Annotated in this window: 10 protein-coding genes; 1 reads left to right on the top strand and 9 read right to left on the bottom strand. The window is 71.3% G+C overall.

From position 1 onward, the window contains the following. Positions 1-33: 33 nt before the first annotated feature. The 3 genes from ACIHAD_RS16455 to ACIHAD_RS16445 all read right to left on the bottom strand — a co-directional run bounded on the left by ACIHAD_RS16455 (position 34) and on the right by ACIHAD_RS16445 (position 3,673). Positions 34-1,371, bottom strand: a complete 1,338-nt coding sequence (locus ACIHAD_RS16455) for a class II 3-deoxy-7-phosphoheptulonate synthase (RefSeq protein ID WP_397355277.1) — start codon at positions 1,369-1,371, stop codon at positions 34-36. A gap of 68 nt (positions 1,372-1,439) precedes the next feature. After that, a complete protein-coding gene (locus ACIHAD_RS16450; RefSeq protein WP_397355276.1) occupies positions 1,440-2,636 on the bottom strand; it encodes an FAD-dependent oxidoreductase in 1,197 nt (398 codons plus the stop codon). An 89-nt stretch (positions 2,637-2,725) separates the two neighbouring features. Then, positions 2,726-3,673, bottom strand: a complete 948-nt coding sequence (locus ACIHAD_RS16445; protein ID WP_397355275.1) for a LysR substrate-binding domain-containing protein — start codon at positions 3,671-3,673, stop codon at positions 2,726-2,728. 77 nt (positions 3,674-3,750) lie between these two features. On the opposite strand from ACIHAD_RS16445, the gene ACIHAD_RS16440 reads away from it, so the two are divergent. Then, entirely contained in the window at positions 3,751-5,994 is a 2,244-nt protein-coding gene (locus ACIHAD_RS16440; RefSeq protein ID WP_397355274.1) for a M64 family metallopeptidase, read from the top strand. Here the strand turns inward: ACIHAD_RS16440 and ACIHAD_RS16435 are convergent. From ACIHAD_RS16435 to ACIHAD_RS16410, 6 genes are read right to left on the bottom strand one after another with little or no spacing between them, the layout of a single operon-like run. Then, a complete protein-coding gene (locus ACIHAD_RS16435; protein ID WP_397355273.1) occupies positions 5,941-6,933 on the bottom strand; it encodes a phosphotransferase family protein in 993 nt (330 codons plus the stop codon). The two genes, ACIHAD_RS16440 and ACIHAD_RS16435, sit on opposite strands and share 54 nt — an antisense overlap. Positions 6,934-6,950: 17 nt before the next feature. Next, positions 6,951-7,778, bottom strand: a complete 828-nt coding sequence (locus tag ACIHAD_RS16430; protein WP_397355272.1) for an aldose 1-epimerase family protein — start codon at positions 7,776-7,778, stop codon at positions 6,951-6,953. A 53-nt stretch (positions 7,779-7,831) separates the two neighbouring features. Then, entirely contained in the window at positions 7,832-8,830 is a 999-nt protein-coding gene (locus ACIHAD_RS16425) for a LacI family DNA-binding transcriptional regulator (protein WP_397355271.1), read from the bottom strand. Continuing rightward, complete coding sequence (locus ACIHAD_RS16420; protein ID WP_397355270.1) at positions 8,811-10,220, bottom strand: GH1 family beta-glucosidase; 1,410 nt, start codon at positions 10,218-10,220, stop codon at positions 8,811-8,813. The genes ACIHAD_RS16425 and ACIHAD_RS16420 overlap by 20 nt, the downstream gene beginning before the upstream one ends. Next, complete coding sequence (locus tag ACIHAD_RS16415) at positions 10,217-11,047, bottom strand: carbohydrate ABC transporter permease (RefSeq protein WP_397355269.1); 831 nt, start codon at positions 11,045-11,047, stop codon at positions 10,217-10,219. Before ACIHAD_RS16415 ends, ACIHAD_RS16420 begins: the two co-directional genes overlap by 4 nt. Beyond that, the gene (locus tag ACIHAD_RS16410; RefSeq protein ID WP_397355268.1) at positions 11,044-12,000 is read right to left on the bottom strand and encodes a carbohydrate ABC transporter permease; all 957 of its coding nucleotides are present in this window, start codon (positions 11,998-12,000) and stop codon (positions 11,044-11,046) included. Before ACIHAD_RS16410 ends, ACIHAD_RS16415 begins: the two co-directional genes overlap by 4 nt. Positions 12,001-12,049: the final 49 nt, after the last annotated feature.

Raw genomic sequence — 12,049 nt, 5'->3', positions numbered from 1 at the left:
GAGGCCGCACTCAGCCCCGGGAGGGCGTCGTGCTCAGCCCCGGTACAGCTCGGCCACCCGGAAGGCGAGGTCGAGCGACTGGCCGCGGTTGAGCCGCGGGTCGCAGGCGGTCTCGTAACGGGTGCCGAGGTCGCCCTCGACGATCTCGTGGCCGCCGCCCACGCACTCGGTGACGTCGTCGCCGGTGAATTCGATGTGGATGCCGCCCGGGTGCGTGCCGAGCGCGCGGTGGACCTCGAAGAACCCCGCCACCTCGTCGAGCACGTCGTCGAAGTGGCGCGTCTTGTGCCCGCTCGGCGCCTCGAAGGTGTTGCCGTGCATCGGGTCGCAGATCCAGGCCACCTGGGCGCCGGCGGCCGTGACCTCCTTGACCAGCGTGGGCAGGTGCTCGCGGATCTTGGACGCGCCCATCCGGGTGATGAACGTGAGCCGGCCGGGCTCGTTGTCCGGGTTGAGCTTCTGGATCAGCGCGAGCGCCTCTTCGGGCGAGGTCGTCGGCCCGAGCTTGACGCCGATCGGGTTGCGGATGCCGGCGAAGAAGTCGACGTGCGCGCCGTCGAGCTGGCGGGTGCGCTCGCCGATCCAGACCATGTGCGCCGAGACGTCGTAGGGCAGGCCGGTGCGCGAGTCGATGCGGGTGAGCGCCCGGTCGTAGTCGAGGATGAGCGCCTCGTGGGAGGAGTAGAACTCGACCGTGTGGAACTCCTCGGGCTCGGCCCCGCAGGCCCGCATGAAGGCCAGCGCCTGGTCGATCTCCCGGGCGAGCTGCTCGTAGCGGCGGCCGGCGGGCGACTCGCCCACGAAGTCCTGGTTCCAGGCGTGGACCTGGCGCAGGTCGGCGTAGCCGCCCTTGGTGAAGGCGCGCGCGAGGTTGAGCGTCACCGCCGAGGAGTGGTACGCCTTGAGCAGCCGCCACGGGTCGGGCCGGCGCGACTCGGGGGTGAAATCGAACCCGTTGACCATGTCGCCCCGGTAGGCCGGCAGCTCCACGCCGTCGCGGACCTCCGTGCCCTTGGAGCGCGGCTTGGCGAACTGGCCCGCCACGCGGCCGATCTTCACGACCGGCACCTTCGCCGCGTAGGTCAGCACGATCGCCATCTGCAGCAACGTCTTGAGCTTGTTGCGGACGTTGTCGGCGGTCGCGCCGGCGAAGGTCTCGGCGCAGTCGCCGCCCTGAAGGACGAACGCCTCCCCGCGCGAGACGGCCGCCAGCTGCCTCTTGAGCTGGTCGCACTCGCCGGCGAAGACGAGCGGGGGCAGGCCGCCGAGCTCGGCGACGACCTTGTCGAGCTCACCGCGATCGGGCCAGTCGGGCTGCTGGGCCGCGGGGAGGGCTCGCCAGGAATCGAGATCCACGAGATTGCTGCTCACGAGATACGAGGGTATTCCACTGACCCGGCCCCACCGACCCTCTTGTCCACGTTGTGAGAATGCATTTATCAGCTTTCGGGAGACTTGACGTGCTCGGGAAGCACCCCCAGGCCGATGAACCGCCGCGGCAGCCGGTTGAGCAGCGGAATCCTGGTCACGTCGCGCGGCAACCTGGACGGGTCGAACCGCCGCCCCAGCGCCGCGCTGATCACCCGGTTCTGCACCACCCGCTGGGCCGCCTGCGTGACCCGCGTGGGCAGCATGCGCCGCCGCTGCAGCCGGTGCAGCGTGGCCTCCGGGATCGGCAGGCCCGCGGCGAGCGGCGCGGCCAGCAGGTTGGCCGCGGCCACCGCGTCCTGGACGGCCAGGTTGATGCCCACCCCGAAGACCGGCGACATGGCGTGCGCCGCGTCCCCGATGCACAGGAACCCCGGGCGGTGCCAGCGGCGCAGCCGGTTGAGCGCGACCGTGAGCACGCTGACGTCGTCGAAGCCCTCGATCTCCCCCACCCGGTCGGCCAGGTACGGCAGCAGCGTGGCCACCGGCCGCCTGAGGGCGTCGATGCCCTGCTCGGTCAGTCGCCCGAAACCGCCCTTGGGGATCAGGTAGGCGAGCTGCCAGTAGGTCTCCCGGTTGATGGCGACCATCATGTGGCCGTTGGAGATGCGCAGGAACGTGTCGTCGGGGTCGCTGTCGTGCCGGGGCAGCCTGAACCAGACCACGTCCATCGGCGCGTGCAGGTCCCGGGGGACCAGGCCGGCGCGGGCGCGCAGCACCGAGTGCCGCCCGTCGGCCGCCACGGTCAGGGTGGCCCTCAGCTCGTGCTCGCCGGACGGGTCGCGGTAACGCACCCCGCGCACGGCGCCGTCCTCGCGGATCAGGTCGTGGGCCTCGGCGTTCATCAGCAGCCTGAAGTTCGGGTACGCGCTCGCGGCCGAGGTGACCAGCTTGAGGAAGTCCCACTGGGGCACGAACGCGATGTAGTCGTAGCCGCCCGGCAGGCCGCGCAGGCTCGCGAGCCTGATGTCACCGGCGTCGGTCACCAGCCTCAGCTCGTGCGCCTTGCGGTGGGGCAGTTCGAGGAACTCCTCCGCCAGCCCGAGCTCGCCGAGCACGCGCAGGGTGGAGGGGTGGATCGTGTCGCCGCGGAAGTCGCGCAGGAAGTCGGCGTGCTTCTCCAGCAGCGTCACCTCGACGCCGGCCCTGGCCAGCAGCAGTCCGAGCACGGCCCCGGCGGGGCCGCCTCCGGCTATCACGCAAGTCATAATTCATCACCCAGTGAGATTGTCTCCCCGTCCGGGGAAATGAGCAAGGCCCCACGCCTCCGGCGCGTCCGTACCGAAGGGGGGCGGGGTCAGGAAGGGAGGGGCGGGCGGCCGTAGCGGGTGGTCCAGGCGGTGTACGCCGGGCTGCGGGCCGCGACGGCGGCGTGGGCGGCGCGGGCGCTCTCCAGCAGCGCCGGCGCGTGCGCCGCGAACGACGACCGCCAGATGAGCACCTGCCGCATCCACAGCGGATTGCCGCGCAGCGGCAGCACCGCCACCCGCTCGCCCGCCTCGTAGAGCGCCTGGCAGGCCGACACCGCGTGCCCGGCCGCGATCAGCTCCCGCCGCACCCCGGCCTCCACGAGCTGGTACCGCCCGCGCGGCGTGAACCCGGCCCGCCCGCACGTCTCCAGCAGGTGCTCCGGCCAGCCCATCCCGTCGGGCGGCGGCAGCACCCACGGCTCGCCCGCCAGCTCGGCCAGCTCCACCTCCGTACGCCCGGCCAGCGGATGGGCGGCGGGCAGCGCCACGAACACCGGCTCGACCGCCACCACCCCCATCCCCATGGCCGGGCTGGGCCGCAGCTCGTGATCGGGGTAGTCGGCCACCAGCGCCACGTCGAGCCGTCCGTTGGCCACCATGTCCACCAGCACCCGGACGAAGTGCTCGGTCTGCAGCGTGATGCGCGCCTCGGGCAGCGCGCCCGCCAGGTTCGCGACGAGGGGCACGACGACGGGGTTCTCGAAGCTGCCCACCCGGATCGACTGCCCGGCCAGCTCGTACGGCCCCGCCGCGAGCAGATCGTCCACCCCGGCGAGCACCACCCGCGCCCTGGCCAGCACGAACTCCCCGAACGCGGTGGCCGCCACCCCGCGGTGGTCCCGGGTGAAGACCGCCCCGCCGAGCAGGCGCTCGATCCGCCCGAGCTGGGCGGTGAGCGCGGGCTGGGAGACGCCGAGCGCCGCCGCGGCCCTGGTCACGCTGCCCTGGTCGGCGATGGCGCGCAGCGTCCTGAGATGTCTCAGTTCGAGCTGCATCCCGCAGAAGCTATCACTCCGGAGTTATGCCCTTATGGGATGAGACTGCCGCATCCATCGGCCCGATAGTGCATGACATGCGTAGATTCGCGGCCCTGGTGCTGGCCGCCGCCGTCTTATATGTCCCATCCGCCCACGCGTCCACGGCCGCCGACGGGCCCGGCGCGGCCACGGTCGTGCCGGTCCAGGTCACCGGCGCCCCGGCCAAGCGGTTCAACCTGATCGTCATGGGCGACGGCTACACCGAGGCCGAGCAGGCGAAGTTCCGGGCCGACGTGGACCGGCACCTCAACGTGATGTGGTCGATCGAGCCGTTCAAGACCTACCGCGACTACATCAACGTCTACCGGATCGACATCGTCTCCGGCGAGTCCGGCGTGAGCTGCGACCCCGGCCTGGACGCGCCCCGCCGTACGACGCCGCTGAGCATGGGCTTCTGGGGAGGGTGCAACCCGGGCAGCGTGCAGCGCCTGATCACCATGGACAACTCCGCGGCCACCCGCTTCGCGAATTCGGTCACCGGGACGACGTCGGGCAACCGGCAGATCCTCGCCCTGGCCAACAGCGGCACCTACGGCGGCGCGGGCGGCAGCTACGCCACCGCCTCCGGCAGCAACTCCATGTCCGCCCTGATCAGCCCGCACGAGCTCGGCCACTCCCTGGGCGGCCTCCAGGACGAGTACGACTACTACCAGCGCGGCGTCCCCGGCGGGACCTACGGCGGCTCCGAGCCGTCCAGCGCGCACCACAGCCTGCTGACCGAGCAGCAGATGCTCGACCAGCGCAGGAAGTGGTGGCGGTGGCTGGGCGAGGACAGCGAGTCCGGCGGCCCGATCGCCCGCTACGAGGGCGGCATGTACTACACGAGCGGCGTGTGGCGGCCGAGCAGGCACTCCATGATGAAGACCCTCGGCTACTACTTCGACCAGGTCAGCCGCGAGGTCATGACCCAGCGCATCACCGCCAAGACCATGCTGATCCAGGACTCCGCGCCCACGTCCACGCCCGTCGGGGCGGACCGGGTGCTCTGGATCGAGCCGATGCGCCCGGCCGGGCACTCGCTGACCACCACCTGGGCCGTGGACGGCAAGAACCTGCCCGGCGACGCCGACGTCCTCGACCTGCGCACCCTGGGCCTGGCCCCCGGCACGCACACGGTCACGGCCACGGTCGCCGACCCGACGGAGTTCGTCCGGGACCCGGCGGTCCGGGCCGCCATGACCAGGACCCGCACCTGGACCGTGGACACCACGCTCACCACGCCGCCCGACGGCGTCCAGGCCGGAATCGTGTCGTCCACGCCGACGGACCGCCCTGCCGGGCGCGCCACCGTCGTGTACGTCGAGACCACCCACCCCGCGGCCTCCCTCCCCGCCGTCACCTGGGCGCTGGACGGCCGGCAGGCGGGCACCGGCACCGAGTTCGACCTGGGCGCGGCCGGCCTGACGCCCGGCGCCCACACCCTCACCGCCACCCTCGGCGCCACGACGCTGACCTGGCAGGTCGACGCCACCGAGCCCACCACCGGGTACGAGTTGTCCGAGCCGCTCGCGCGCTCCGGCGACACCTACGTCTACAACGGCCCGTTCACGATGAAGCTCACCGGCGGCGACGACCGCGACGGGTACGTGGTCTCGGAGTCCCGGGTGGACGGCGACGGCTGGTTCAACTACTTCGGCTGGCCCACCTCCTCCGAACTGCCCTGGACGTTCACCGAGGAGGGCACGGTCATCGACTCCCTGGTCTACGGCAAGCTGCCGCGCGGCCGGCACACCGTCGAGTACCGCTCGATCGACGCCGCCGGCAACTACGGGCAGGCCAAGAGCTTCACCGTCACCACCATCGCCCCGCCGCCCGCCTGCGACCGCACGGTCACCGGCGCGCACCGGGGCCCGCTCACCGTGGCCGGCGGCGTCACCTGCCTGAAGGACGCCGAGGTCACCGGCCCGGTCACGGTCAAGGCAGGCGCCTCGCTGGTGACCGACGGCGGCCGGATCAGCGGCACGCTCACCGCCGCCAGGCCCGCCGCCGTGCACCTGATCAGGACGCGCGTGGACGGCGCGCTCAGCGTCACGGGCGCGGCGCGGCTCACAGTGGTGGGCGCCGAACTGCGCGGCGCGGCCGTGCTCACCGGCAACACCGCGCCGATCCTGTCGGGCGCCACGGTCAAGGGCGCGCTCGCCTGCACCGGCAACACCCCGGCGCCGGCCGACCTCGGCGTGCCGAACCAGGTGAACGGCTCGGGCGGCGGTCAGTGCGGCAAGCTGTCAGCGGGCGTCAAGGGGAAGCCTTACGAGGCGGTCCAGGACCTCCGACAGTGAGCTGACGGCCAGATCGCGGACCCTGGCGTACTCGGACTCCGGGTACTGCCGGGGTCCGTTCTCCACCAGCAGGATCAGGTAGAGATAGGCGCGGTAGAGGTCGAGCCGGGCGCGGGCCGAGAAGGTGAGCTCCAGCGGCGTCACCTCGCGGTAGCCGGCCAGCAGCGGGTCGTCCTCGCGCAGCTCGTCGAAGATCGTCGGGGTGACGAACTCGGCGATCGGGTCGCCCCAGAACGCCCGCTCGTGGTCGATGATCGCCTGGATGCGCGGCTCGCCGGTCAGGTCGAGGAACACGTTCCCGGCCCACACGTCGAAGTGCACCAGGCACGGCGTGGTCACCTCGTCCAGCACCGGCGCGGCCCGCTCGAAGACCGCCATGATCTCGGCGGCCGGGCGGGGCAGCGGCGTCGGGTAGCGCTCGGTGTCGGCCAGCAGCGCGCCCGCCATGGCCAGGAACGCCTCCCGCCAGGTCGAGCCGACGATCCCGGCGTGCGGGTAGCCGAACACCTCGCCGGTCACCGCGTTGAAGGCGGCCAGATGGCGGCCCAGCTCCCGGCGCAGCGCCTGCTCGCCCTCGGGCTTGACGTCGTTCCAGGAGACGCCGTCGAGCGCGGTCAGCATCAGGTAGTCGCCGCCGAGCACCGGGTCGTCGAACCCGGCCACCAGCAGCTCCGCCATCGGCACGCCGGCGGTGGCGGCCAGCTCGTAGGCGTCGGCCTCCATGCGCAGCAGGTTGCGCTCGTAGCTGAGCTGGTCGAGGTCGGGGGAGGGCGACAGCTTGAGCACCACCTCGCGGCCGTCCTCCAGGGTCAGCCGCCACACGGCGTTGGCGAAGCCGTCGGTCAGCTCGGTGGCCGTGAAGACGCCCGCCCCCACGGCCCGCCTGGCCAGCGCGTCGAGCTCGGCGGGTGATAAGCGGCGCTTGGTCCTACTGTCCACGCGGGCCCCTTCCGGGTTCAGGCGGCGCTGATCGTCCAGCTCGCCACGTGTTCGTCGCCCGGCCGCAGCACGACCAGGTCGGTGCCGGAGTTGAAGGCGTCGGGCGGGCAGGTCATCGGCTCGACCGCGACGCCCTCGTAGCCGAGCTGCCGGCTCGTGCAGACCTGCACCCAGGGCAGCACGGCCGGGTCCCAGCCGAGCCGCACCCCGCCGACCCGCACCTCGCCGCGGTCGAGCCCGGTGAAGGCGTGGTCGATCACGGTGTCGCCGACCTGGTGCGGCTTCCTGAAGTCGTACGGGGTGCCGGCGACGTCGGCCAGGCCGGCCGGCAGCAGCCGGTCGTCGGTCTTCAGGTAACGCCCGGCGGGCAGCTCCAGCTCCTCGCCCAGCAGCCACGGGTGGGGCCCGCAGCCGTAGGGGGCGTCGGCCTCGCCGGTGTTGCGGGCCGTGACCGTCGTGGTCAGCCCGCCCTGCCCGAGCCGGTGCTCGACCGACAGCGCCAGCGTGAACGGGTAGCCGGGGGCCTCGGCGAGCTCGTACGTCAGGCGCGCCCGATCGGCCTCGGCCTCGGCCACCTTCCAGTCGACGACGGCGACCAGGCCGTGCAGCGCGTGACCGCGGTCGGGCTCGGTCACCTCCAACCGGTGCGAGCGGCCCTGGAAGGTGTATCGGGCGCCGCCCACCCGGTTGGGCCAGGGAGCCAGGACGGTGCCCGCGAAGTAGGGCACCGGGCCCTGCTCGGGCCAGGTCGTCACCAGGTCGCGCCCGCCGTGCCTGAGCGTCCTGAGCGCGGCGCCGCGCGGGCTGATCTGCGCGGTGTAGCCGCCGCCTTCGAGCTGGGGCACGGAGAAGGTCCTTTCGATCGGGCGTGCGAGCAGCCGGGCCAGGATATCCCTGGTCAGGCCGACTCTCGGCGAACCAGGTGCGTGTCGAGGATCACCACGGGCTGGCGCAGCTCCTCGCCGTTGATGCGGGCCACGAGGAGCTGGGCCATCTGCCGGCCCATGGCCTCGGTGGGCTGGTGGACGGTGGTCAGCGGCGGGTCGGCGTGCAGCGCGGCCTTGGAGTCGTCGAACCCGATCACCGCCACGTCGCCCGGGATCGCCTTGCCCGCGGCCTTGAGCACGCGCATCGCGCCCAGGGCCATCGGGTCGGAGGCGGCGAAGACCGCGTCGAGATCGGGATGGCTGTCCAGCAGCTCCCGCATGGCGGTGGCGCCGCTCTCCTCGGAGAAGTCGCCGAAGGCCACGATCTCCGGCAGGCCCGAGGGCAGCAGGGCGTCGCGGTAGCCGGCCAGACGGTCGACGCCCACGCCCATGTCCTGGGAACCGGCGATCGTGGCGATCGCGGCACGGCCGAGGCTCAGCAGGTGCTTGACCGCCTGCCGGGCCCCCGCCCTGTTGTCCATGTCCACGAAGCTGTAGGGGTCGAGGCCGACGGGCCTGCCGCCGAGCACGGTCGGCACGCCCATCTCCTCCAGCCTGCCCGGCAGCGGGTCGGCGCCGTGCAGCGACAGCAGCAGCACGCCGTCGACGTGCTGCCCCGTCAGGTAGGTCTCCAGCCGCTCGTGCTCCTCGGGGGAGCGCGCCATCGCCAGGATCAGCTGCAGCCCGGTCTCGGCCAGCGCCGAGCCGATGCCGCGGATGGTGCCGGCGAAGTACGGCTCGTCGAAGACCCGGAACTGGGACTCGGACACCACCAGGGCGACCGTGTCCGTGCGGCGCGTGACGAGCGCACGCGCCGCCCTGTTGGGCACGTAGCCCAGCTCGCGGATGGCCAGCTCGACGGCCTCGCGGGCCTTGGCGCTGACGTTCGGCGAGCCGTTGATGACTCTCGACACCGTGCCCCGGCCCACACCGGCCCGAGCCGCGACTGCCTCAAGAGTCGGTCGGTTCATGTCGCCTATTCTGCCGGATGATCTCCGAGTACCAGTGCGCGCTGTCCTTCAGCAGCCGCTCCTGGGTGTCGAAGTCGACGTGGACCAGACCGAAACGCTTGCCGTAGCCCCAGGCCCATTCGAAGTTGTCCATCAGCGACCAGGCGAAATAGCCCTCCAGGGGCACGCCCGCGTCGATCGCCTCCCGGCACGCGCCGAGGTGCGCCTCCACGTACGCCTGCCGCCGCGCGTCGTGGATCCGGCCGTCGGCCAGCACGTCGTCGAAGGCGGCGCCGTTCTCGGAGACCACCATCGGGATCGGCGGGTAGTCCCGCGCCACCCGGGTGAGGATCTCCACCAGACCGCCCTCGTCGATCTCCCAGCCCATCGCGGTGACCGGCCGGCCGCCGTTGACGAACGAGACGTGCTCGCTGCCCACCCAGGGCGAGGCCGTGTCCGTGGGGGCCGCCGCCGCCGACGCCTTGCCGCCGGGCGCGCCGGAGACCGTGAAGCGGCTGTAGTAGTTCACCAGCAGCACGTCGATCGGCGCGTTGATGGTCTTCATGTCACCCGGCCGCACGAGGTCGTCGTCGATCGGGATGTCGTTCAGGACGTCCTCGGGGTAGCGGCCGGTGAGCAGCGCGTCCAGGAAGAACCTGTTCTGCAGGCCGTCGATGCGGCGGGCCGCGTCCAGGTCGGCCTCGCTGCCGGTCTCGGGGGAGATCGCGTACAGGTTGACGCAGCCGCCGACGCGGCGCGCGTCCATCGCCTGGACGGCCAGGCCGTGGGCCAGGTTGAGGTGATGCGCGCCCCTGATCGCGTTGCGCGGCTCACGCCGGCCCGGGGCGTGCTCGCCCGAGGCGTAGCCGAGGAACGCGGCGCACCACGGCTCGTTGACCGTGCTGAACGTGTGGACGTGGTCCTTCAGCGCCTCGTGGACGATCGCGGCGTACTCGGCGAAGCGGTAGGCCGTGTCGCGGTTGGGCCAGCCCCCCTTGTCCTCCAGCTCCTGGGGCAGGTCCCAGTGGTAGAGGGTCAGCCAGGGGTCGATGCCGTTCTGCCGGAGCTCGTCCGTGAGCCGCTTGTAGAAGTCCAGGCCCTTCTGGTTGACCGCGCCCGAGCCGGTCGGCTGCACCCGCGGCCAGGACACCGAGAAGCGGTAGGCCGTCAGGCCCAGCTCCGCCATGATGGCGACGTCCTGCCGGTAGCGGTGGTAGTGGTCCATGGCCACGTCCCCGTGGTGCCCGTTGAGCACCCGGCCCGGCGTCTTGGTGAAGGTGTCCCAGATGGAGGGGCCGCGCCCGTCCTCGGTGACCGCGCCCTCGATCTGGTACGCCGAGGTCGCCGCGCCGAACGCGAAGCCGGCGGGGAAGCGCAGCCCGGGACGAATCTGTTCCTCTTGTGTCGTCACGCCTTGACCGCACCTTCCATGAGTCCGCCGACGATCTGGCGGCCGAATGCGACGAATACCGCGATGAGCGGAATGATGGACAGCGCGGTACCTGCGAAGATCAGCGAGTAGCTGGTCGAGTAACGCGCGTTGAGCGAGTTGATGGCGATCTGCACGGTCGGGTTGTCCGGGGTGAGCACGATCAGCGGCCACATGTAGTCGTTCCACATGAGCATGAAGGTGTTGATGCCGAGCACCGCCATGCCGGGACGCACGGCCGGCAGCACGACGTTCCACCAGATCCGCAGCGTCGCCGCGCCGTCGACCCTGGCCGCCTCGACCAGCTCGTTCGGCACGGCCTGGCGGGTGTACTGGGTCATCAGGAACACGCCGAACCCGTTGAGCAGGTAGGGCAGGATGATCGCCTTGAGCGTGCCGGTCCACTCCAGGCTCACCATCATGCGGTAGAGCGGGACCACGCCCATCTGCTGCAACGGCACCGCCATCGTCAGCAGCACGAGCAGCAGCAGGATGTTGCGGCCCTTGAACCGCAGGCTGGCGAAGGCGAACCCGGCCAGGGTCGAGATGATCACCACGGAGACCGTGACGATCGCCGCGCTGATGAAGGAGTTGGTCAGGCCGAGCAGGAAGTGCGCGTCCTCGTTGTTGAGCACCGCCACGATGTTCTCGCCCAGGTTGCCCCCGGGCAGGAACTTCGGCGGCACCGCCACGGCGTCGGAGTTCGTACGCGAGGCGATGACCAGCATCCAGTACAGCGGGAACGCCGACAGGAAGATGGCCACCCCCAGCATGACCCGCGTCATGACGGTCGGTTTCCAGCCGGTCACTTGGCGCCTCCGATCCGCCGGACGAACAGGAAGTTGACGGCCGCGCCGATGAGGATCAGCAGGAACAGCAGCCAGGCGGCGGCCGCGGCGTAGCCGTAGTCGAACTCGCGGAAGCCCTGCTTGACGACGAACATCGCCACCGTCTGGAACTGGCCCTGGGAGCCGCCGTCCACGTTGCCGTTGTAGAAGGTGGTCGGCTCGGAGAACAGCGTCAGGCCGCCGATCGTGGAGTTGAGCACCACGAAGATCATCGTCGGGCGCAGCATCGGCAGCGTGATCTGCCAGAACTGCCGCCGCCGGGACGCGCCGTCGATGGCGGCCGCCTCGTACAGGTCCTTGGGGATCGTCTGCATGCCGGCCAGGAAGATGATGGCGTTGTAGCCTGTCCAGCGCCAGTCGACCATCGCGGCGATGGCCAGCCAGGACGGGAAGCGCTCGGCCCGCCAGTTGATCTTGTCGCCGCCGAACATGCCCAGGACCCAGTTCACCAGGCCCCAGTCGCGCGCGAACAGCTGCGTGAACACCACCGCGACCGCGACCACCGAGGTGACCAGCGGCAGCAGCACGCTCATGCGGACCGGCAGGCGCCAGCGGAACTTCTTGTTCAGCGCGTTGGCCAGGAACAGGGCCATCAGCATCTGCGGGATCGTGGCCAGCAGGAAGATGCCGACGGTGTTGGTGACGGCGTTCCAGAAGTCCTCGTCGGTCAGCAGCGCGGCGTAGTTGCCCAGCCCGGCCCACTTGGTGTCACCGGCCAGGTCGTAGTCGTAGAGCGAGTAGTAGAGCGTGAAGGCCAGCGGGAACAGCCCGAAGGCGGCGAACAGCAGGAAGTACGGGGACACCAGGGCGTACGGCATGGCCTTGACGTCAAGTCGTGAACGCCAGAGGCGGCCGGGCGGGCGGTCGCGGCGATGGTTGTTCCGCGCCGCCCGCGGAAGGGTGTCGAGGCTCATAACAGACCTTTCAGCGGCAAGCCCGGCCCGCTAGCGGCGGGCCGGGCGG

The sequence above is a fragment of the Nonomuraea sp. NPDC052265 genome (genome assembly GCF_044547985.1).
In the GTDB taxonomy this organism is placed as follows: Bacteria; Actinomycetota; Actinomycetes; order Streptosporangiales; family Streptosporangiaceae; genus Nonomuraea.
The sequence above is the reverse complement of the archived record's forward strand: the minus strand, read 5'-3'. Positions and strand labels throughout refer to the sequence as shown.

Coding starts and splice junctions, on each gene's coding strand:
- ACIHAD_RS16450 (WP_397355276.1), bottom strand. CDS start 2,636: ATGACTTGCGTGATAGCCGGAGGCGGCCCCGCCGGGGCCGTGCTCGGA.
- ACIHAD_RS16445 (WP_397355275.1), bottom strand. CDS start 3,673: ATGCAGCTCGAACTGAGACATCTCAGGACGCTGCGCGCCATCGCCGAC.
- ACIHAD_RS16440 (WP_397355274.1), top strand. CDS start 3,751: ATGCGTAGATTCGCGGCCCTGGTGCTGGCCGCCGCCGTCTTATATGTC.
- ACIHAD_RS16425 (WP_397355271.1), bottom strand. CDS start 8,830: ATGAACCGACCGACTCTTGAGGCAGTCGCGGCTCGGGCCGGTGTGGGC.
- ACIHAD_RS16410 (WP_397355268.1), bottom strand. CDS start 12,000: ATGAGCCTCGACACCCTTCCGCGGGCGGCGCGGAACAACCATCGCCGC.